Here is a 20,860-nt window from a genome sequence, read left to right on the forward strand (position 1 = left end):
GGCGGTCGGTGTGGAGATATCGATCAACGAGATCTTCGACGCGCCCACCGTCGCGGAACTCGACCGGCTCCTGGACACGCTGAGCACCGAGGTCTGACGACGAGCCGCTGCCGTACGGCCTGACGGCCGGCCATTGCCCGACCTCACCCGACAGATTCTGGAGTGTCACCGTGGACATGTATCCGCTGAGTTCCCGGCAGAGGGACCCGATGGGCCTGCAGCGCTCACCGAAGCACGTCTGCGCACACGTGCTTCGCATCAAGGGCGAACTGGACGTCGACGCGCTCAGGGGCGCGCTCGACGATGTGGTGGCACGGCAGGACGCCCTGCGCAGCCAGGTCCACTACGACGAGAGCGGCATGGGCGGATCTCTCAAAGTGCTGCCGCCGATGCCGGTTCCGCTCGCCGTGCGCGAGATACCCGAGGTTCCCGGCCGGTCCCGCGACGAGATCGCCGCCGAGCTGCTCCACGAGGTGAACGAGGAGTCGATGGACTTCCTCGAGGCGCCGTCGCTGCGCGCCGTCCTGCACCGGTTCGACGACCAGGACGCCGTGCTCACCCTCCTGAGCCACCACCTCTACAGCGACGGCTGGTCGGTCGGCGTCCTGCGCAGCGAAATCGCGGCCTGCTACCGGTCCAGGGTGACCGGGGTGCCGCACACGCTGCCGGCCCCCGTCCCGTTCAGCCAGTTCGCCACCTGGGAGCAGGAGTTCCTGCAGAGCGAGAAGGCGGCCGAGGCACGCCGCTACTGGAAGGACAAGCTGGCCGGCGCCACGATGTCCACGATGCCCACGGACCGGCCCTACGACCCCGAGAAGCAGTCGGCGCGCAGTGCCGTGCGGAACTTCTCGCTCGATCCCGACACCCTCGCGAAGGTCACCGCGGGCGCGGCCCGGAACCGGTGCAGCATCTGGCACGTCTGCCTGGCGGCGTACATGGTGCTGATGGAGAGGATTTCCGGCCGGACCGACATCACGCTGATGACCGTGAACAGCGGCCGGCCTGCCGGGGAGTACTACAACACCATCGGGTTCTTCGCCAACCTCGTCCCCGTCCGGCTGGAGTCCGACGGCTGCGAGACCTTCCTCGACCTCATGCTCTGCGCGCGCCGGGCGAGCGTCGAGGCCCAGCAGCACCAACTGCCCACCGAGTCGCTCCTCGGCATGTACCCCACCCTGATGAACCCTCCCGCCGATCCGATGGTGCTGCCGTCGGGCTTCAACTACGTCAGCGCGCCGGCGGACAACCAGGACACCGACTTCACCACCAGCGTCGAACCGGTGGCCCTGCCGCAGGAGGAGGCCGCCTCCTTCCGCCGCGGCGTGATCATCTGGACCTTCCTCGTCGTTCCGGGAGGCGACTTCCGCTGTGTCATCGAGTACGAACCCGGCTCGGTGGACTCCGCCACGGTGGACAGCTGGGGCTCGGACTTCGTGGAGCTGGTGCAAGCGATGACCGACCGGCCGGAGCAGGCATGGCACCGCGGCACAGCCGGAACGGTGGCTGCCCTCTCCGCGCGGGATCAGCAGTAGACCGCGGCGAATCCATCGACGCGAAGAGGACCCACCGCGCAAGCCGGCCGTTGTGACGCCGGGCGACCGCGGTGGCCATGACCGGCTGGACCGAGCCAATGGGAATGAGGTTGCCGTGTCTGATCCGCTCGAGGACCGTACGGCCGACGACGCGTCCGCGCGGCGCCCGCTGTCGGCCAACGAGGAATTCATGTGCGCCTTCGACCGGGGTGATGACCTCGGTGTGTTCGGCCCGCGAGGGATCGTCCTGGCCGGCTGGCGCGTACGCGGGCTGCTGGACGTGGCGACCGTGCAGCTCGCGCTGGACGACGTCGTCGCGCGGCACGAGGCGCTCCGCACCACCATCATCAGGAACACCGACGCCCCCTACGCACGCGTCTCCCCGCCGTGTCCGGCGTCCCTCACCGTCGTCGACCTTCCGCCGGCGGTGACGGAGGCCGACCGCGAGCGCCTGGCGCACGAGTTCCTCGACGAGGTCGACCGGGACGGCAGGCTCGGCGCCAAGGAACTGCCGTTGCTGCAAGCGACCCTGGCGCGGTTCGACGACGGCGACGCGGTGTTCGTCATCGTCACCAACCATCTGGCCAGTGACGGCTGGTCCATGCAGGTGCTCATGCGTGACTTCACCATCTGCTACGCGACCCGTCAGGGGCTGCCCGCTCCGCGTCTGCCGGAGACCAGTCAGCTCGGCGAGTACGCCTACTGGCAGCAGGAAGCCCGCGACAGCGAGTCCGCCACCATCGCGCGCGAGTACTGGAAGGACACGCTGTCGGGCGGCGAAATGCTGATCCTGCCCACTGACCGGCCACGGCGGCTGGACGTCCCACCGGTCTACTCGGTCTACCGGTTCGTGCTCGACAAAGAGCTGGCCGACGCCACCACGTCGCTGGCCAAGTCACTGCACAGCTCGCCGTTCATGGTCCTGTTCGCCTGTTTCAACCTGTTCCTGCACCGCAGGACAGGCAGGACCGACATCGTCTCCCCCGTCATCACCTCCGGCCGCACCGAGCCCGGCTTCGAGGACACGGTGGGGACGTTGTTCAACTTCCTGCCGATCCGGACCGACGTATCCGGCTGCGCGAGTTTCGCCGACCTGGTCCGCCGGACCCGGGCTTCGCTGCTTGAGGCCTACTCCTACGAACTTCCGTTCGGCGAGATCATCGCCAAGTCCGAACCGGAACTGATGTCGGGCCCGATCATGAACGTGAGCAGCGTCGTCTCCGCCTTCCAGATCTCCCAGTTCCCGGCGGAGGAGGCCGACGACATCGGCGGCCTCCGGCTCTCCGCGCTCCGCCGTCGCCTGACATCCCTCGTCGACGTGTCGGAGATCCCCGACGGCAATCTGTGGGAACTCGACCTGCACCCGGACGGGGACGTGGTGGGCGTCGTGAAGTACAACAGCCTCGACTTCGACCTGCCGACCATCGTGGCCATGGTCGACGAGTACCGGGAGCTGCTGCTCGCGTCGCTGACGTCCCCCGACTCGGCCCTGCCGAAACAGGAATCCAGCGCGTGAACCGGGAAGGGAACATCCATGCGTGCCGTCGTCGGTACCCAACCCCTGTGCAGCCGGCTCAGCTCCGGGGACAAAGCGGCCATCCTGGTCTCCGACTTCCAGCCGCTCACCACGGCCCCGCGGCTCAGCACGCTGATCGCTGACGCGGCAGCAGGTCACTCCGTCCATCAGGTGGACCCGCGCGGTGCGCTGTCGGGCGACCGGCTCTATGCCACCCTGCCGGACCTGGCTGACGAGGCCGCTGCCGCCTTCCGTGCCGGTGAGGCCTCCGCGGCGCCCGGCCGGCCGGTGTTCGTAGTGGCCCATTGCAGCTCCGCCGCCCTGTCCCTGCAGATCGCCGACCGGCTGGCGGGGGAGCGGGATGTCACGGCCATCCTGGTGCAGCCGACGTGGCCCGACACGGCCCACGTCACCGAGATCTTCACCGAGTTCCAGGGAAAGCTGGGCGCGGTCGGGCGGCCCTCTCCCGACCTGGACGGCGATCCGCTGTCCTGTGTCCTCGGGATGGAGCAGCGCATGAGCGAGGACCTGGCGGCGATGGCGGCGCGGCTCGGCCTCGGCAAGGCGCCCCTGGCCTTCTCCGAACTGCTGGTGTCCTACCGGACCTGGCTGGCCTTCCTGCTGGCCTGCCGCAACGACCGGCCCGTGACGGTGCCCTCCGGCGCGGTCGCGATCACGGCGCTGACCGACGAGCCCGGCTTCGTGCTGCCCGGTAGCGTTGCGCAACGGTGCCGCACCAAGGTACCGCCGCCCGCGAACCGGCCCGACGCCGTGACCCCGGAACTGGTCGCATCCGTGCTTGCGGAAGTCGACAATCAGCCACTGGATCACCAGGGGTTGTAAAACATCACCAAGTGGTGTCGAGTGCGTCGGTAGCGTTCGTCAAGGCCGAGTGCGCCCAGGACGGGCGCCCCCGAAATAACCGAGAAGGACGTTGTCTTGACTAGTTTAGATAAGCCTGACACGGAGACCGTGCCCGCGCCCGTCTCCCGCCGCCGGATGTGGGCGATCCTGGGGCTGGTGATCGTTGTCGACGCTCTCGACGTGATCGACGGAACCGTCACCAACATCGCGGCCCCCACCATCGCCGCCGATCTCGACGGCGGAGTGAGCCTGATCAAGTGGCTCGGGCCGGCGTACATGCTCGCCATGGGCATCCTGCTCCTGGTCGGCGGACGGCTGGGTGACAAGTTCGGCCAACGCCGGCTCTTCCTGATCGGCATCGGCGGGTTCACCCTGGCCTCGGCACTGGCCGGCTTCGCCCCCGACCCGGTATTGATCATCATCGCCCGAATCGCCCAGGGGGCGTTCGGGGCTCTGCTCATCCCGCAGGGCATGGCGATCATGATGAAGGTCTTCAGCCCCGACATGATCGCCAAGGCCTTCGGCCTGTTCGGCCCGATCCTCGGTGTCTCCGCCGTGGTCGGCCCGGTCCTCGCCGGCCTCATCATCGACGCGGACATGCTCGGCCTGAGCTGGCGCCCGATCTTCCTCCTCACGATCGTCCTCGGCCTCGCCGCGCTGCTCGCGGCCATCAAGCTCCTGCCGCGCGACGACGGCGACCGGACCGTCGTCATCGACGGGTGGGCCTCGGGCCTGCTCGGGCTGGCCATGCTCGGGATGATGTACGGCCTGATCGAGGGCTCGACCAACGGCTGGACGGCAGGCCCCGTCGCCTCGGTCGCCGCCGGCGTCCTGCTCTTCGCCGCCTTCGCCTATCGCCAGCGCACTGCGGCGAGCCCGCTCATCGTGCCCTCACTTCTGAAGAACCGGGGTTTCACCTCCGGCATGCTCGTAGGACTCGTCTCGTTCATCGCGGGCACCGGCCTGTTCTTCGTACTGTCGCTGTTCATGCAGGAAGGGCTGCACGCCAGTCCGCGGACGGCCGCGCTCAACATGGTGCCGCTCACCGCGGGGCTCATCGTCGCCACATTCGCCGCCATGGGCGGACTGGTCACCAAGCTCGGCCGCACACTTGTCTTCGTCGGCCTGGGCATCAGCATCATCGGCAGCGGCTGGCTCCTGGCACTTGTCAACCATTCCGGTGCGGACGTCAGCCTGTGGGCACTGGCCCCGGCGTTCCTGGTCATCGGCATCGGCACCGGCCTGTGCTACACCACGATTCCGACCATCGCCCTCGGCGACGCGAAGCCTGAAGAGGCGGGCAGTGCCAGCGGTTCGCTCACCTCGATGCAGCAGCTCTCCACGGCGATCGGCTCGGCCGTCATGGCGTCGGTCTTCTTCGGATACGCGTCTTCCGGATACGCCCACGCGATGCAGGTCACCCTGGTCGTCGTCATGGCCGCCACGGCCCTCAGCATCCCGTTCGTCGTCCTGATGCCCCGCCGGGCGCAGGCCGAGCCCCCGGAAGAGGGAACGGAGGGGGGACCGGCCCCGGAGCCGGCAGCCGCGTAGGACGGAAGCGGTCTGCCGGCGCGGTGTCTCCCACCTCGCCGGCAGACCGTTCTTTGCCGTTGGAACCATTACATTGAGACAGCTGATGCCGTCGGCACCAGCCGTCTTGGAGGTTGACGATGCATTCGACAGTTGACACGTTCCGCACGCCCCAAGGCGTCACACTCGGCGTCGAGCACTTCGGTGACGAGGCGGAGCCCCTGGTACTGCTCGCGGGCGGTACGACCATGTTGTCCTGGCCCGACGCCCTCTGCGAGGCGCTCGCGCGCGGCGGACGGCACGTCGTCCGCTACGACCTGCGCGACGCCGGCACGTCGACGACCGCCGACCCCGGCGCACCCGCGTACACGCTCCGGGACCTCGCCGCCGACGCGGCAGCGCTCGCCCGCGGGCTCGACGACCGCCCCGCACACCTGGCGGGGATCGGCGTCGGCGGGATGGTCGCCCAGGTGGCCGCCCTCGACCACCCCGAGGCGTTCTGCGCGCTGACGCTCGCCGGGACGCGGGCCGTCGCTCCCGGCCCGGTCGACGACGACCTGCCCGACCACGACCAGGCGGCGATGAAGGAACGCTTCACGCTCCCGAAGCCCGACTGGTCCGACCGTGACTCGGTGGCGGAGTGGGCGGCCGCCGCGGCCGGGGTCTTCGGCGACGACCCCGACGAGGCGCGGACCACCGCCGGACGGATCTTCGACCGCACACCGGACACGTCGCGCCCTGTCCAGATGGCCAACCAGCTCGGCATCGTGTTCGCCCACCTGGACTGCGGGCCCCGCTGGCGCGAGCGACTGCCCGAACTCGCGGTGCCGACGCTCGTGGTGCACGGCCGTCGCGACCGGTTCTTCCCGGTCGGCTGCGGCGAGGCGCTTGCGCGCGACATCCCCGGCGCGCGTTTGCTCGTGCTCGAGCAGGCCGCGACCGCGATCCCCGCCGCGTCCGCCGACGAGGTCGCCAAGGAGATGCTCAAGCTCTGACCTCGGCCGCTGCGACACCCCGGGGCAGGGGCCGGGTTGCCCGGTCCCTGCCCCGGATGGCTGCCGCAGCACCGGACTGCCGCCGGCCGGCGACGCCCGGGCGGGGGGGGGGGGGGGGCCCCCGGGGGGGCCCCGGGGGGGGGGGGGGGGGGGGGGGGGGGGCCGCGGGTGGGGCCGGGGGCGGGTTGCCCGGCCCCCGGCCCCGGTGGGCCGCCCCCCCCCGGGCTGGCCGGCGGCCGGCCCCCCCCGGCCGGCGCGGGCCGCCGGCCGGCGGCCCGCGCCGAAGCGAAGGGGTGGCGGCCGCGGGTCTCCGCCACCCGCCCGGTGCGCGGATCAACCGCGCCTACGCAGCCCCGCCCGGTGCGGGCAGCTGCAACCGCGCGTGGCTGTTCTGGTAGGCGGCCAGCCGCCATTCCCCGTCTCGCCTGACGACCACCCAGGATGCCCTGATCGACTGCTCGTCCGGCACCTCGGTGTGGCCGGCCGGCAGCACCCCGCCCTCGGTGAGGAGGATGCCGGAGTCCGCGCCGAGCAGGCGCAGGTCCAGCGGGCGCCCGGTGACCTGGGTGCCCTTGTACTGCCCCGCGAAGGACTCGGCCAGGTAGGCGTGAATTGCTTCACGGCCCTTGGCGTACATGCCGGGCAGGATCATCGTGCCCTCCTCGACGAAGAGGTTCGCGAAGGAGTCGGCATCGTTGTAGGCCCAGGCCGCGATCACCTTCTGGGTCAGTGCGGCGATCGCCGCCATGTCCGCCTCGGGCGCGGTGGTGCTCGGCTCGGTGTCGGTGTCGGTGCTCATATGCTCACTCCTGTCAGATGTAGGCGGTGTTCGGGTCAAGGCCGCACAGCACGCGTCCGTAGAGCTCCGCGTTCGTGTCCGGGTGCATCAGCGCGTGGAGCGTGACCGCGTTCAGGTCCCTGACATAGCGCTGGATCGGCACGCTGGTGTAGATCGAGGAGCCACCGCTCGCGGTGCCGAGGATGTCCGCCGCCTCCTTCGCCAGCCGGCCGGTCGCGCCGAGGTCGGCGCGGGCCAGCGCGCGCTCGCCGATTTCCCATGCCGAGCCCTCGGCGCTCTTCGCGTCGAGGGTGGCCGACAGCCGTTGCGCGTGGAACGCCGCCTCGTCGATCTTCATCGAGGCCTCGGCGATCTGCAGATGGGTGAGCGGCGCCTCGGACTGCTTCTCGTAGGCGGTGTAGGTGATCTTGCGGTCGGGCAGCCGCTTGACGAAGGCGTCCATAGCGCCGCGGGCCATACCGACCAGCGGTCCCACGGCGGAGGCCGAGGCCACCGGCAGCAGCGGGGCCCGGTAGATCGGCGAGTCGGCGTTCAGCTTGGACGCGGACTGGGCCTCCAGGATCGCCGGCAGCGGCAGTACGCGCTCGGCCGGGATGAACACGTCCTGCGCGACCGTGCTCACGCTGCCGGTGCCCCTCAGCCCGGAGGTGTGCCAGTCGTCCACGATCAGCAGGTCGCTCATCGGCACCAGCGCGACGATCGGATAGGGCTGGCCCTCCGGCGGTACCAGGATCGCGATGATCTCCTGCCAGTGCGCGTGCTGCGAACCGCTCTGGAAGCCCCACTTCCCGTTCACGACGACGCCGCCCTTGGTGGGGGTGGCCGTCGCCGACGGGCTCAGGGTTCCGCACACCCGGGCGTCCGGGCGGGCGAAGACCTCGTCCTGGACCTCGTCGGGGAACTGGCAGGCCATCCAGCCGGGGATCCAGTAGACCGAGGCCACCCACGCCGTGGAGCCGTCCGCGCGGCCCAGCTCGGTGGCGACGTCGACCATGGTCGCGCTGTCCGCCTCGAAACCGCCGTAGCGGGCCGGGAGGCGCAGCTTGAAGACGCCGGCGTCGGTCAGCGCCTCGATCGACTCGTCGTGGATGCGCCGGTGTTCCTCGTTCCAGGCGGCGTGCCCGCGCAGCAGCGGCGCCAGCTCAGCCACCCGGCGAACCATTTCCTGCCGGGTCGGCACTTCGATGTCGGACACGGAACACCTCCTGGGGAAGGGGAGATCTGTCGTCTGGGACCAGCCGCTACCGGCACGGGTGTCCAGGCCCCGTACGGCGAGCCGCACACCCTCACGACGGGCCGGATCGTCCCTGATGCTAAGAGCCCCGCGATCGTGGTGTCGTCTCCGAGAGTGCTGGCGCCGGCCGGGACGCGCGTGCCCGCCGCGGCGGTTTCCCGTACCGAGCAGGTGCGATGCGGCGCAGGCGCCCGGTCCGGCGTCGTCTCCTGGCAATCCCGGAGATGCAGGTTCACGTGCCACGGCGCAACGATGGGCGCAACGGCGGGCAACCTGACATACCCACTTGGAGAATCCGTGAGTGACGCTACGAAATCCCGCGCGGTGGTACTGGGTGGCAGCATCGCGGGCCTGTTCGCGGCCAGGGTGCTTGCCGACGCCTACGACGAGGTGCAGATCGTCGACCGCGACAGGCTGCTCGATGCCGAGGAGCCACGGCGCAGCTGCCCGCAGGGCAAACACATCAACGGCCTGCTGGCCCGGGGCCAGTTGGTGATGGAGGAGTTCTATCCCGGGATCACCCAGGAGATCTTCGCCGACGGGGTGCCCACCGGCGACCTGTGCGGCAATGTGCGCTGGTACTTCAACGGCGTGCGCATCGAGCAGGAGAACGCGGGTCTGACCTGCGTGGCGGCCAGCCGCCCGATGCTGGAGAAGCACATCCGCCGGCGTACCGCGGCGCTGCCGAACGTGGTGTTCGTGGAGGAGCACGACATCCTCGGCCTGGCGACCGCCCCGGACCGGGGCACCGTCGTCGGCGCACGCGTGCTGGCACACGGTCACGAGCACGAGCACACCATCGAGGCCGACCTGGTCGTCGACGCGACCGGCCGCGGGTCGCGCACCCCGGTGTGGCTGCAGGAACTGGGCTACGGAACGGTCGAGGAGGAGAGCAAGAAGGTCGGCCTCGGCTACGTCACCCAGCACTACAGGCTCAAGGCCGATCCCTACGGCCCCGACCTGTCGATCAACCCGGTCGCCAACGCCGCGCTGCCGCGCGGCGCGATCTTCACCAAGACCGACGGCGGCCGCGTCGAGCTGACCGCCTACGGCATCCTCGGTGACCACCCGCCGACCGACCAGCAGGGCTTCTACGACTTCGTCAAGACACTCGCCGCGCCGGAGATCTGGGAGACACTGCAGCACGCCGAGCCGCTGGACGAGCCGGTCGCCTTCCGCTTCCCGACCACACTGCGCCGCCGCTACGAGAAGCTGGCCCGCTTCCCCAACGGCCTGGTCGTCGTCGGAGACGCGGTGACCTGCTTCAACCCGGTCTACGCGCAGGGCATGACGGTGGCGGCGCTGTCGGCCCTGACCATGCGCGCGCATCTGCACACCGGGGCGGCCCCGCAGCCACTGCTGTACTTCCAGGACCTGGCGAAGAACGTCGTCGACCCGGCCTGGGAGATGACCAACATCATGGACCTGAGTTTCCCCGGGGTCGAGGGCAGCCGCACGCTGCAGGTCAGGGCAGCACAGAAGTTCCTGAAGCTCATTCAGATCGCCGCGACACGCGACAAGAAGGTCGCCGCCGCGTACATGCGGACGGCCGGCCTGATCGACCGGCCCGAGTCGCTGCAGAAACCCGCGTTCATCGCGCGAGTGCTGTGGAACGCGCTGCGCGGACCGGCCAAGAGTCCGACGCCACCGGCGCTGGTGCCGATCAGCCCGGTGGAGACCTGGTCCACGCAGAAGACGGCGGTATAACCCACGGCGCACCTCGCGCCATCGCAGCCGGCAGGCGAGGCGGGCGGCCAGGACGGGTTCCGCCGCGGTACAGGCGCCTACCCGCGGCCTTCGCGCTGAGCGCTGTGTTCCTCGGCCGGATCACATGCTCAGCCGAAGGCCGCCCGCACCTGCGGCGGTTACCGCTCCGGACTGCCCAACGGCTGTGACGCCTCAGGCCGACTGCTCCGCCGAGACGCCCAACAGGGCCAGGTTCCACAGACGTTGGAGCTGTTTCACGGTCCCTTCGCACCCGTGCTCGGTTCTGGGTGCCGTGCGCAGCTGCGCCTCGGCGCCATTGATCAGGTACTCCACCAGGGAGGTGACGTCCTCGGGCGGGGCGGTGCTGCGGAGCTGGTCGGCTGTGTGTGCCTCGTCGAGGAGGTTCTGGACAGCCGGGAGCCAGCTGCTGGGCCAGGACGAGGGAGCAGTCCGTTCCCGGGCAAGACGGGCCGTGGCGCGGACCGAGGGCTCCGCCTCCAGGAGCCGGACGAGGTCGAGCGTGAGGTCGGCGACCCGGGTGAGCGGTGGCGCGGTCTGCACGATCACCTGCTGAACGACGGCCTTGATGAGATTGCCGCCCTCCTCCTGTACGGCATTTGCCATCGCTGCCTTTGTCGCGAAATGGAAGCCCAATGAGCCCATGGATACGCCTGCGGTCGTGCTGATTCGAGAGAGCGATGTACCGGCATAGCCGCCCTGACCGAACTCGACGGCCGCGGCCCGGATGATGGCGGTGCGCGTCCGTAGAGCTCTGTCCTGTTTCACCATAGTTTCTCCAGGTGGGTACTTTTTAGTGGATGCACAAAGCTGCGAGTCCACGTCAACAGGTGTGTGAGCAGACGAAGTTGTCCGATCTTGCATCGGTTTGCAGAAGCCGCGACGCCATTACCGGATCTTTTCCGGCTCGTACGCTTTTGCGAGTCACGTACTTCTGTGCGGTTCTTGGTGTGTATCGGGGTGGCGAAGTGGGAACAGTTGCCCTTGTGGAAAAAAATGAGGGCGCTCCTCTTATTTTTACATCTCGGTAGTTGGGATGATCAGGCGGTATGACGTTCGGTGTGTCGTGGTAACGGATGGGGCAAGTGCCGGCCCAGGCCGCGAGTAGGAGTGGTATCTCGCGGACAGATCTGGGCTGTTGCTGCCCCTTTTGTGAGACTTTGGGCAGTCGTTGCAGGATGTGGAAGACATGGGACGGGGGGACGGGGGGACATGGCAGGGCCGGCTGTTCCAGGTGCGACCCCCGACGTGGGCTCTGCCGGGGGTCTGTTTCCTCCCGCGACAGCCGTGCTCGATGTTCCTCCCGCGACAACCGTGCTCGATGCGCCGGGCCCTGCCCCTGACGTCCCGCCCGGCTCGCGACGCCCGGCACTTCCCCCCGCACTCGGCTCCGTTCAAGCTGCAAAGACCCCATTCCTCGCCGCGCCGGCCGGTGTCTCTCGTACGGGACGTACGAGAGACACCGGCCGGCGCGGCGGGAAGCGGGGTCTCTCCTGTTCGAGGGGGGCCGGGAGCCCGGGGAAGCACCGGACGCCGCGGGGCGCGTCCTTCGGGCGTACGGCGCAACCGTGCCTCGTCGAGCATGCCGAGGCCGGGCCGCCACCAGGCGACCGCCACCGGCCCGTGGTGCGAGGCCGGAACACGCGCGAACAGCTCGAACGTGTCCGCCCGCCCCCCGACTCGCTCCGGGCACAGACTCGTATTCACCCGGTGTCACACACATCCCACGTGACACCGAGCCTGCCGGACACCCAGGCACGATGACCGCAGCCGACCTGACCCGGCACCAGTAATGCTTGCTCTTGCAAGGATGGGGGAGACGCCATGGAGACGCCTGCCACGACTCTCGCACAGGCCTCACTGCACGCGTTCGCCAGGAGTCTGTTCGAGCACCTGCCGAGGGCCGACCAGCGCCGCTGGGCGCAAATCTATCTGGAGGGGCTGCTCAATACGCCGGGAAAGAAGTCGGTGCGGCGCATCGCCGCAGCGGTCTCAGGATCTCCCACGGCCCCCCAGTCGCTGCAGCAGTTCGTCAACGCGAGTCCGTGGGACTGGATGCCCGTCCGGGAGAAACTGGCCCGTTGGGTCGAGCGGCGACTGCCCCTGCGGGCGATGGTGATTGACCGGGTCATCCTGCGCAAGCGTGGACAGCACTCCTGCGGAGTGCACCGCCGCTACCTGGCTTCCACAGGGCGCTCGGTGACCTGTCAGGTGGGGGTCGGAGCCTTCTTGGCGTCCGACGACGCCGCTCTTCCGGTGAACTGGAGCCTGCTGCTTCCCCGGGCGTGGACCGAGGATCCGCTGCGGCGGGCGCGCGCCCGCATACCGGACGGGGCGCGGGCCTGGCCTTTCGCGGCGCATGTGCTGGAGCTGGCCGGCCAGGGCGCCACGGGTGCCTGGCCGAGACCGCTGCCGGTGGTGGCCGACCTGGAAGGCTTATCCGGAGCGAGCGCGGTGATCGGCCGACTCGACGTGAACGAGCGCGAGTTCGTCGTCTCCGTTTCGGGAAAACTCAGGATTGTTCCCGGCAGCGGCCGGATGGCCCACTGTCATGTCAACGCCTCCTTCCGCGGACCGCTCCTGCCGGCGTACAGGCTCCATGAGCGCGACCCCGGCTATCAGGTCCGCACCGAGGAAGTGGTCGGGTTCGGCGACCTCGGCGCCGAGACCGTGACGTCCTGCCTGGTGCACGTGCCCGGAGCGGCCCCGCGCACCTACCGGCTGCTCGCGGTGCGGAACGGGGCGAAGGGCCGCTCGGCTCAGCTGTGGCTCACCAACATGCTGGACACCTCTACCGAGGAGGTACTCGCTCTGGCGGGAACGCTGTCCCGCACGGCAAGGGCGGTACGGGACATGGAGGAGCATGTCGGCCTGCTCGACTTCGAAGGGCGGTCCTACCCGGGGTGGCACCACCACATGACCTTGGTGTCCGCGGCCTACGCACACCGCCTGCTCAGCTCCGCCCCCCGACGGCAGGGCGTTCACCTGCTGCCGCGTGAGCGAATGCCCTTCGCGCACGCGGCAGCAGGTCCGTGACCGCACGCGGGGAGTGGTTCCGCGCGCTGTGCGGGCGCGGCGGCCGGGTGAGCGGGGCCGCCGGTCCGGCGGCCGCTGTGGCGGGCATTCACCGGGATCGGGCACTCCGCCCTTCCCGGGCTGCCACGAACGCCGTAGTGCCCGGCGAACTGACCGAGCCGGCTCAGGCCGCCCAGGGCGCGATCGGGTACCAGATCAGGTCACGGACCGCCAGGATCCGCACATCCCAGTACAGAACCAGGAAGACGCCCGCCACGATGAACCCTGCCGCCATGAGCGCCGCGGTACGGCCCGGCGAGGCTTCCATCCACCTGTGCAGCCGGTCTCCGAGGAAACCGGTCACAAGAAGGAACAGCGCCGACATGACCAGGATGTTGCCCAGGCTCTGAAACGCGAAGGCCGCCGCCCCGTAGAGCACGTTGTGACTCTCGGCGGTGTCCCGGAACAACTGGCGGAAAAGCGGAAAGGGCCGTCCGACGAGAAAGGCCCCGATCAGTCCGCCCATGAACAGCATCGGTGCACTGGGGTACTTCTCCGACACCTTTGCCAGAGGGTCTCGCACGATGCCCAGCGTCGCCAGGCCGAGGTACGTCATCACCAGACCGATGATTCCGAAGACCACCATGGCCTGAATCAGCCGGCCCGAGAGGCCGCTGCCCTGGCTCTGGTCGAACTGGGACATGTCCGTTCCGGTTATCGCGACCACCACGCCGTACAAGGCCGACACCACGACCGCTCCGGCGGCAAGATGTCCCAGCGGGCGAAGCCCGGCGGCCATCCGGCTGCGACGGGATGTGGCCCGTCCGCCGGTCAGCGGCGCCAGCGCGCTGAACACCGCGATGTTGCATGCGGTGAATGTTCCGGCGATGCCCGTGACCAGAGCGAACAGGACACCGGCCAGGGCGCCCGCGATCGGGGTGCCCTTAGCGGTGTGGCCCAGCAGCGTGTCCGCGATCGTGTCGCCGATGGTCCGGTCGACGAACTTCGCCGACCACACCACTGTCAGGGCGAAGCCGAGAACGGCGCTGGCTGCAATCACCAGCACCCGTCGGCGGGGCGCATTTCCGTTGAAGAAAAAGGACGGGGCGGCGTGTTCGGTGGACACGGACCTCTTCCGTCCTGCATCGACCTTGGCGGGTATCTGCGTCATGACGTGCCGCCTTCTGAGAGGTGGGGATACGCGGCGATACGGTATGGGTGCCGAGGCTCCGCAACAGGTATCGCGGGCATATTCAGCACGCAGGAAGAAAATCCCGGGGTCGATTTGTAAAGTTGATCCCGGAACCTGCTCCGGTCGCGCGCGGATCGGGTCGTTTCGGCGAAGGTGCACGCACGACTTCCGGTCTCACGAACCGCCCGCCGAAGCCCTCCACCGCAAAACCCGCATTCGAGACGACTCTAGGCGTGCTCGATGCGTTGGAGCTGGGGAGTGTGCTTGTAGCCCATGATCAGTACGTCGCGGGTGGCCGGCTCGTGGTTTGCTGTCCGGGTGGGCTGTACGGCGTGGAGGATCTGCCGGTCCGCCCAGAATATGGTGTCCATCCGTTCGGTGAGGGTGAACTCGGTGAGCAGTTCCTTGTCCGGGGTGTAGACCTGTGACTGGCAGCCCTTGGTGTTGGTTCGTCCCATCAGGTGGATCACGCCGTAGTCGACTTCGTCGCGGTGCGGTCCTTCGGGGGTCGGCTCGCCGATCTCGTCGGGGGTGCTGATGATGCGGAACTGATGGCACTGCACGCCCCAGGGTTCGTCCAGGCGGGTGTCGTCGTCGGCCAGGGGGAAGCGGGCGAAGTCGTCGCGCATCAGCCGGGTCAGCAGGGGGTTGGCGAGGGTGGCGGAGCTCAGCGGGGCCACTTCACGCTGGATGCCGCCCGCGTAGTCGTTGGCGCCCGGGGGCTGGTAGGAGGGCCGGTGCGGGCGCAGGCGGATCTCGCCGGTGCGGGGCAGGAAGTAGAAGCGGTCGTAGCGGCGCTCGCGGGAGCGTGAGCCGTTCGTCAGGTACTGGTCAGTCTCCAGCCGTTCCCACTCGTCGGCCAGTTCCTTCACCAGCGGCTGCAATTCGGGGGCCAGGGCGAATTGGCCGGCCGGTACCAATGCGTAGCCGTTGGCGCGCAGTTCCTCCCGCGTGGTCCGCGTGATGCTGTCCATGTCGTTACCCTCCGATGCGGATGAAATGGGTACCACAACTGCGCCCGGCCATGACAGAGCGCGATCACTGGCCCTCGTGGCGGATTTTCCACCGGCGAGTCGACCGGCGGCAGGCCGCGCCGGCGGCGCCGCCCCGGAGTGCCGGCCCCGGGGCGGCCCGTGTTCTACCGGCTGTCGGCCGCGGTCGCGGCGGGCGCACGCCGGTAGCGGACGCTGCCCGCCACCGCGAGTACCGCCACCGCGCCGGTCACCCCGGTGACGGTCCACAGTCCCGCGCGGTATCCGTTCAGTCCGCCGTCCGCGCCCAGGGTCAGGGCAGTGGCGGTGAAGGCCACGACGATGCCGTTGCCGATCTGCTGGCTCGTGCTGAACAGGCCCGAGGCCAGACCCTGTTCGTCTTCACGTGCCTGACCGACCGCCGCGATGTTCAGGGCCGGGAAGGCCGCGGCGAAGCCCAGGCCGCCCAGCACCTGCTGGACGAACATGATGAGCAGGGTGGGAGCGTGGCCCACCAGCAGGGCCCAGACCAGGTAGCCGGCGGCGAGCATGACCAGCCCCGCGCTCGCGACGGGCCAGGCGCCGTAACGGGTGACCAGGGTGGCCGCGTACCGCGCGGTGCCCCCCGTCAGTACTCCGCCGAGCAGGAAGGCGAGCCCGGCCTCCAGCGGTGACCAGTGCAGTTCGCTCTGGTAGTACAACATCAGCACGAATTGGAAGGCCACGTACGCCCCGACGAACAGCAGGCAGACGTTGGCCCGCGCCAGCTGGGGCCGGCGGAAGATGGACAACGGCACCAGCGGGTCCGGATGCCGGCGCTCCACCAGCAGGAAGAGCCCGAGCAGCACGACAGCGGCGATCAGCGTGGTGACGGTCCAGATGTCGCTCCAGCCGTCGGTGGCGGCGCGGCTGCACCCGTAAACCAGGCAGATCGCGGACCCGGTCACGGTGAGCGCGCCGAGGATGTCGATGCGACCGCCCTTCCGGTCGCCGCGTCCGCCGGGGATGGCGAAGGCGGCGAGCACGGCGACGGCGAGTCCGAAGGCGCCCGGCAGAAAGAAGATGAGACGCCAGGACACGTTCGCCAGCGCGCCGCCGAACACCAGGCCCAGGGAGTAGCCGGTCGCGGCGACTGCCATGAACGTGCCCAGCGCCTTGTTGCGGGCCGACTCCTCCCGGAAGGCGTCCAGCAGGACCGCCATCGCCACGGGGGCGGTGATGCCGGCGCTGATGCCCTTGCACAGCCGCGCGAGGGTCAGCACCAACTCGTCGTCCGCCAGGCCACCCGCGCAGCTGGCGAGCGCGAACACGCCCAGCCAGATGATCAGCAGTTTTCTGCGGTCGTAGAGATCGGCGAGCCGGCCGCCCAGGAGCAGCAGGCCCCCGAAGCCGAGGGCGTACGCACTGACCACCCACTGCAGTGCGGCGGCGGAGATGCCCAGTTCGTCCTGGATCAGCGGCAGGGCGGGGCCGACGCTCGCGATGTCCATCGAGTCGAGGAACTGTACGGCGCAGGCGACCCCGAGCAGCAGGGTGAGGTTACGCGGGGAACGGGCCCCCGCAGGCGCGGGCACCCCCGTCTGCGTATCGGACGGTGAGAGTTCGGTCATGCTCGGTCTCCGGGTCGGGGTGGTCGCGGGGTGGGGCGGGGCGCGGTTCTCACCAGCACACCGGCAGCCGTCGTACACCGCGCATCAGCATGCCGGGTACCCAGGGCAGTGTGGCCGGGTCCGCGTCCGGGGCCAGGTCGGGGCAGCGTTCGAGCAGGGAGCGCAGGGCGATGCGGCCTTCCATCCGGGCCAGCGGGGCGCCCAGGCAGTAGTGGATGCCATGGCCGAAGGCGATGTGCCCCCGGGCGTCACGGCGGATGTCGAACTCGTTGGGCGCCTCGAACCGTTGCGGATCCCGGTCGGCGTCAGCGATGGCGATGAGCACGGTCGAGCCGGCCGGGATCAGCACCCCTCCCAGCTCGACGTCGGACAGGGCGAGCCGTCCGGTGGACGTCTCCACCGGGCCGTCGTACCGGAGGAACTCTTCGATGGCGCCGTCCAGCAGGCCGTCCGGATCGGCGCGCAGCAACGCGGCCTGGGCGGGGTGGGCGAACAGCGCGCGCATGCCGCCGGAGATCAGGTTGACCGTGGTCTCGTGCCCGGCTATCAGCAGCAGGCTGCACATCCCGATCAGTTCGTTCGGGGACAGCCGGTCGCCGCCCTCGTCCACCGCGTGGATCATCGTGCTGAGCAGGTCCTCGCCGGGACTGCCGCGCTTGTCCGTGATCAGATCGGTGAAGTAGGCGGTGAGCGCGGTGTACGCGGCGGCCTGCTCGGGACCGCTGGTGGGCGCGATCGCCTGGGTGGACCAGCCGCTGAACGCGTCGCGGTCCAACTGCGGGACACCGAGCAGCTCGCAGATAACCGTCATCGGCAGGGGAAAGGCGAACGCCGCCACCAGATCGGCCCGCCGGCCGGGGCTCTCCAGCATGGCGTCCAGCAGATCGTCGGCGACCTGCTGGACGCGCGGCGCCAGTGCGGCGATCCGGCGCGGGGTGAAGTCCCGGGAGACCAGCCGCCGCAGCCGGGTGTGGTCCGGAGGATCCGCCATGAGCAGATGCGCCAGATTGGGATCGTCCTCGTCGGTGCTCTTGATCTGATGCATGCGGCCGGACCTGCGCCACTCCCGGCTCAGCCGCGGGTCGGTGAACGCGGCGCGGCACGCCTCGTGTCCGACGACGAGCCACACATGGTCACCGTCAGGCGTCCTGACGTGGTGCACCGGAGCCTGCCGGCGCAGTTCCGCGTACACCGGATACGGGTTGCTGACGAACTCCGGGCTGAGCCGCAGCAGATCCGTGACGGGCGGCTGCGCCGCCGTGCTCACCATGATGTGATGTCGCTCCCTCTCGCGTGGCGATCTCCTGTCAGCCGACCTTGAGGCTTACCTCGATGCCGTTCCGCGTCATGTTGGAGTACGGACAGATCGCGTGTGCCTTGTCCAACAGCCGCTGTGCGACCGCCGGTTCGAGACCGGGGAGGCTCGCGGTGAGGTCGGCGATGATGCCGAAGCCGTCGTTGTTCTTGCCGATCGAGACCCGGGCGGTGACGCTGGATCCGGTGATGTCCACCTTCTCCTCGTCGGCGACGATGGCGAGAGAGGCGTGGAAGCAGGCGCTGTACGTGGCGGCGAAGAGCTGCTCGGGGTTGGTGCCGCGGCCGGTTCCGCCGAGTTCCTTGGGCTGGCTGACGGTGACGTCGAGCTTGCCGTCGTCGGAGGAGACGCGGCCCTCGCGGCCGCTTTCCGCGGTGGCGACACCGGTGTAGAACAGGACGTCGCTGTGCTGAATGGGCATGACTGGCCTTTCCGTTCGTTGGTCGGGGGGTTGTGATGAGCCGGGCGGGGAGCGGGGCACGCTCTTCCCGGCGCGGCTAGGAGAGGGGCGCGAGCACGGGCAGCGCGCCCGCGGATATCCCGATGGTGCAGCGCGAGAAGTCGCCGGTCTCCGGCTCGCCGTCGTACTCGAGGACGAGTGGTTCACCGTCGGTGCGTTCCACGACGATCTCCGTTCCCTGGGCGTAGAGCACCCCGGGACGCTCCAGATGGCGTCCGCTGCGGCTGAGCTCGAGCAGGTCGGCGAGGTGCTTGCCGTCGGTCATGACGCAGATGTCGAGCAGGCCGTCGTCCGGCACCGACCGGGGCAGCAACTGGTAGTGCCCGGCCCGGTAGCGCCCGCCGCCGACGTTCGTCAGGTGGATGTCGCCCTCGTGCAGGAGCGCGCCGTCCACCTGGATCCGGCCGGGGTAGGGCTTCGTGCTGCGAAGGACCTCGTCCAGGGCCCGCCGGTAGCGTTCCCGGCCGGTGACGCCGGCGTGCCGGGCGGCCGCGTGGGTCACCTCGGCGACGAAGCCGGAGCCGGTCCCGAGGACGACCGGGGTGCCGGTCTCCCTGATCTGCAGCAGGTCGACGTGGCGGACGCGGGAGTTTCCGGGGGAGAGGGCGGCGTCCAGGGCGTCCGGCCAGGGGCGGTCCGACCAGATCTCGCGGTAGAAGGAGTTGCCGGTGCCGGCCGGCACGTTCACCAGCGCCGCGCCCGGCGAGTGCGGCTGTTCCCGGTGGGCCCGCGCCAGACCGGCGGCCGCCTCACGGGTCGTGCCGTCACCGCCGACCGTGATCAGGACGTCGGTCGCTCCGTCGGCGGTCGCCGCCGCGAGCTGCTCCGCGTGACCGGGGTAGGCCGTGCGCACCACGCGTACGTCTTCCAGCCGGCGGGAGCTGTGGCGTACCACCGCGTCGATGAGATCCGCACTGCGCCTGCCCGCGAGGGGATTGGCGACCAGCAGCCCTCTTCGCGCCCGCCGGCCCTGCACCATGCGTCCTCCCAGACGTGAACGGTCCGCCCCTGCGTGATGCTGGGTGCCTTCACGATGACTGCCCGTGATGACACGGTACTGACGGGGTACTCGGGTCCAGCTCGAGTCCCGGTCGGATTCGCTCGTCAGCGCCGCTCGGCCACGACCATCCCCATGAAGTCGTCCGCGCTGCAGTACGGATCGGCGCCGCCGTACTCCCGCATCAGGTCCGGTATCCGCAACTGCGCGGTCGGCCAAAAGCCCGCCCGCCGTACGGCCTCCCCGGCGGTCTCCGGGGTGAGCCCGGTCAGGTAGGGCTCACCCCGGGCCCCCACCTCCTGTGCCTTGGACAGGACCGCGGGGTAGGGCGTCGTGTGGTCGAGCACGGACTGGTCCATGTAGTCGAAGACGAGCGTGCTGCCGCTCGCGCACAGCTCCGACAGTTCCTTCAGCGTGTGCCGGAACGCGTCGGGGCGCAGGAAGAAGGCCACCCCCAGCCAGCCGACCACGCACGGCTCCTGGGGGTCGAACCCGACCCCGGCGAGCGCGTCGGCCAGCGATGCGCCGGCTTCGAAGTCCACCGGCACGTAGTGCACATCCGGGGTCTCGATCCCGCTCTGGCCCAGCAGTTCGAGCTTGTCGGCCTGGGTCGAGGGGTGATCGACCTCGTACCAGCGCATCGCGGTGAGGTCGGTCAGCCGCAGCGATGTCGAGTCGTAGCCCGCCCCGAGCAGCACGGCCTGCCGGACCCCGGCGGCCGCCGCCCGCCGCAGATAGTCCTCGAAGCAGCGCTGGCGCAGCAGGACGATCGCGAAGAACGGACCCTCCTGCCAGGCGTTCTCCGTCAGCCACCGCTCCGCGTCCGCGGGCGTGTCGGGCAGCTCCATGCCGGGGATGAACGCCCGCGCGTACGGGTCGTCGAGCATCCGCCGGCCGGGTTCGAGCGCGGCGTCCACGGCCCGGATGCGTGCGGTCAGTCGAGCCGTGTTGCTGGCCAGGCCCGCGGTCATGCGGGAGGGCTCGTGTGGGATGAGCACGGAGGGGCCCCTTCACGTCGAGAATGCGGGCGGCAGGCGCCACCCAACGGCATTACGCGCTCGTGCCGCGCCGCCCTCATTTTCGTTGTGTCGGGGGGCCGGCGGTG

General features: G+C 69.7%; 17 protein-coding genes. 7 read left to right on the top strand and 10 right to left on the bottom strand.

What is annotated here, in order from left to right; genetic code table 11:
- The first annotated feature begins 176 nt into the window (after positions 1–176).
- The 5 genes from ABTX18_RS33500 to ABTX18_RS33520 all read left to right on the top strand — a co-directional run bounded on the left by ABTX18_RS33500 (position 177) and on the right by ABTX18_RS33520 (position 6,437).
- Positions 177–1,532: a condensation domain-containing protein gene (locus ABTX18_RS33500; protein ID WP_352126676.1), complete on the top strand. Its 1,356-nt coding sequence runs from the start codon at positions 177–179 to the stop codon at positions 1,530–1,532.
- Positions 1,533–1,647: 115 nt separating this feature from the next.
- Complete coding sequence (locus tag ABTX18_RS33505) at positions 1,648–3,048, top strand: condensation domain-containing protein (RefSeq protein WP_352126588.1); 1,401 nt, start codon at positions 1,648–1,650, stop codon at positions 3,046–3,048.
- Between the two features lie 18 nt (positions 3,049–3,066).
- On the top strand, positions 3,067–3,891 hold the full coding sequence (locus ABTX18_RS33510) for an alpha/beta fold hydrolase (protein WP_352126589.1): 825 nt from the start codon (positions 3,067–3,069) through the stop codon (positions 3,889–3,891).
- Between the two features lie 96 nt (positions 3,892–3,987).
- On the top strand, positions 3,988–5,463 hold the full coding sequence (locus ABTX18_RS33515; RefSeq protein WP_352126590.1) for an MFS transporter: 1,476 nt from the start codon (positions 3,988–3,990) through the stop codon (positions 5,461–5,463).
- A gap of 119 nt (positions 5,464–5,582) precedes the next feature.
- Positions 5,583–6,437 carry an alpha/beta fold hydrolase gene (locus ABTX18_RS33520; RefSeq protein ID WP_352126591.1) on the top strand — a complete coding sequence of 285 codons (855 nt, stop codon included), beginning with the start codon at positions 5,583–5,585 and terminating at the stop codon, positions 6,435–6,437.
- Positions 6,438–6,780: 343 nt separating this feature from the next.
- Here ABTX18_RS33520 and ABTX18_RS33525 read toward each other — a convergent pair whose 3' ends face one another.
- Positions 6,781–7,236 (bottom strand): SgcJ/EcaC family oxidoreductase, encoded by a 456-nt coding sequence (locus ABTX18_RS33525; protein ID WP_352126592.1) that lies wholly within the window; start codon positions 7,234–7,236, stop codon positions 6,781–6,783.
- A 13-nt stretch (positions 7,237–7,249) separates the two neighbouring features.
- Entirely contained in the window at positions 7,250–8,431 is a 1,182-nt protein-coding gene (locus ABTX18_RS33530; protein ID WP_352126593.1) for an acyl-CoA dehydrogenase family protein, read from the bottom strand.
- A gap of 336 nt (positions 8,432–8,767) precedes the next feature.
- Here ABTX18_RS33530 and ABTX18_RS33535 point away from each other — a divergent pair, with 336 nt between their 5' ends.
- Positions 8,768–10,177 carry an FAD-dependent oxidoreductase gene (locus ABTX18_RS33535; RefSeq protein WP_352126594.1) on the top strand — a complete coding sequence of 470 codons (1,410 nt, stop codon included), beginning with the start codon at positions 8,768–8,770 and terminating at the stop codon, positions 10,175–10,177.
- A gap of 192 nt (positions 10,178–10,369) precedes the next feature.
- On the opposite strand, the gene ABTX18_RS33540 is transcribed toward ABTX18_RS33535, so the two are convergent.
- Positions 10,370–11,059 carry a TetR family transcriptional regulator gene (locus tag ABTX18_RS33540; protein ID WP_352126595.1) on the bottom strand — a complete coding sequence of 230 codons (690 nt, stop codon included), beginning with the start codon at positions 11,057–11,059 and terminating at the stop codon, positions 10,370–10,372.
- 960 nt (positions 11,060–12,019) lie between these two features.
- Here ABTX18_RS33540 and ABTX18_RS33545 point away from each other — a divergent pair.
- Positions 12,020–13,231 carry an IS701 family transposase gene (locus ABTX18_RS33545; protein WP_352126596.1) on the top strand — a complete coding sequence of 404 codons (1,212 nt, stop codon included), beginning with the start codon at positions 12,020–12,022 and terminating at the stop codon, positions 13,229–13,231.
- 163 nt (positions 13,232–13,394) lie between these two features.
- On the opposite strand, the gene ABTX18_RS33550 is transcribed toward ABTX18_RS33545, so the two are convergent.
- From ABTX18_RS33550 to ABTX18_RS33580, 7 genes are all read right to left on the bottom strand, one after another.
- Positions 13,395–14,381, bottom strand: coding sequence for a hypothetical protein (locus tag ABTX18_RS33550; RefSeq protein ID WP_352126597.1), 987 nt, complete (start codon positions 14,379–14,381; stop codon positions 13,395–13,397).
- A gap of 248 nt (positions 14,382–14,629) precedes the next feature.
- Positions 14,630–15,376 carry a 2OG-Fe dioxygenase family protein gene (locus tag ABTX18_RS33555; RefSeq protein ID WP_352126598.1) on the bottom strand — a complete coding sequence of 249 codons (747 nt, stop codon included), beginning with the start codon at positions 15,374–15,376 and terminating at the stop codon, positions 14,630–14,632.
- Positions 15,377–15,540: 164 nt separating this feature from the next.
- Positions 15,541–16,983, bottom strand: a complete 1,443-nt coding sequence (locus ABTX18_RS33560) for an MFS transporter (protein ID WP_352126599.1) — start codon at positions 16,981–16,983, stop codon at positions 15,541–15,543.
- Between the two features lie 49 nt (positions 16,984–17,032).
- A complete protein-coding gene (locus tag ABTX18_RS33565) occupies positions 17,033–18,253 on the bottom strand; it encodes a cytochrome P450 family protein (RefSeq protein WP_352126600.1) in 1,221 nt (406 codons plus the stop codon).
- A 37-nt stretch (positions 18,254–18,290) separates the two neighbouring features.
- Entirely contained in the window at positions 18,291–18,719 is a 429-nt protein-coding gene (locus tag ABTX18_RS33570; protein ID WP_352126601.1) for an organic hydroperoxide resistance protein, read from the bottom strand.
- Positions 18,720–18,795: 76 nt separating this feature from the next.
- Positions 18,796–19,737 carry a diacylglycerol/lipid kinase family protein gene (locus ABTX18_RS33575; RefSeq protein ID WP_352126602.1) on the bottom strand — a complete coding sequence of 314 codons (942 nt, stop codon included), beginning with the start codon at positions 19,735–19,737 and terminating at the stop codon, positions 18,796–18,798.
- Between the two features lie 125 nt (positions 19,738–19,862).
- Entirely contained in the window at positions 19,863–20,753 is an 891-nt protein-coding gene (locus ABTX18_RS33580; protein WP_352126603.1) for a class I SAM-dependent methyltransferase, read from the bottom strand.
- Positions 20,754–20,860 lie beyond the last annotated feature (107 nt).

This window comes from Streptomyces sp. NPDC096323 (genome assembly GCF_040302845.1).
Classification (GTDB): domain Bacteria; phylum Actinomycetota; class Actinomycetes; order Streptomycetales; family Streptomycetaceae; genus Streptomyces.

What these genes read in the sequence shown, in the direction of transcription:
- ABTX18_RS33500 (WP_352126676.1), top strand. Translation starts at nt 177, where the DNA reads ATGTATCCGCTGAGTTCCCGGCAGAGGGACCCGATGGGCCTGCAGCGC.
- ABTX18_RS33510 (WP_352126589.1), top strand. Translation starts at nt 3,067, where the DNA reads ATGCGTGCCGTCGTCGGTACCCAACCCCTGTGCAGCCGGCTCAGCTCC.
- ABTX18_RS33520 (WP_352126591.1), top strand. Translation starts at nt 5,583, where the DNA reads ATGCATTCGACAGTTGACACGTTCCGCACGCCCCAAGGCGTCACACTC.
- ABTX18_RS33525 (WP_352126592.1), bottom strand. Translation starts at nt 7,236, where the DNA reads ATGAGCACCGACACCGACACCGAGCCGAGCACCACCGCGCCCGAGGCG.
- ABTX18_RS33540 (WP_352126595.1), bottom strand. Translation starts at nt 11,059, where the DNA reads ATGCAAGATCGGACAACTTCGTCTGCTCACACACCTGTTGACGTGGAC.
- ABTX18_RS33545 (WP_352126596.1), top strand. Translation starts at nt 12,020, where the DNA reads ATGGAGACGCCTGCCACGACTCTCGCACAGGCCTCACTGCACGCGTTC.
- ABTX18_RS33550 (WP_352126597.1), bottom strand. Translation starts at nt 14,381, where the DNA reads ATGACGCAGATACCCGCCAAGGTCGATGCAGGACGGAAGAGGTCCGTG.
- ABTX18_RS33555 (WP_352126598.1), bottom strand. Translation starts at nt 15,376, where the DNA reads ATGGACAGCATCACGCGGACCACGCGGGAGGAACTGCGCGCCAACGGC.
- ABTX18_RS33560 (WP_352126599.1), bottom strand. Translation starts at nt 16,983, where the DNA reads ATGACCGAACTCTCACCGTCCGATACGCAGACGGGGGTGCCCGCGCCT.
- ABTX18_RS33565 (WP_352126600.1), bottom strand. Translation starts at nt 18,253, where the DNA reads ATGGTGAGCACGGCGGCGCAGCCGCCCGTCACGGATCTGCTGCGGCTC.
- ABTX18_RS33570 (WP_352126601.1), bottom strand. Translation starts at nt 18,719, where the DNA reads ATGCCCATTCAGCACAGCGACGTCCTGTTCTACACCGGTGTCGCCACC.
- ABTX18_RS33575 (WP_352126602.1), bottom strand. Translation starts at nt 19,737, where the DNA reads ATGGTGCAGGGCCGGCGGGCGCGAAGAGGGCTGCTGGTCGCCAATCCC.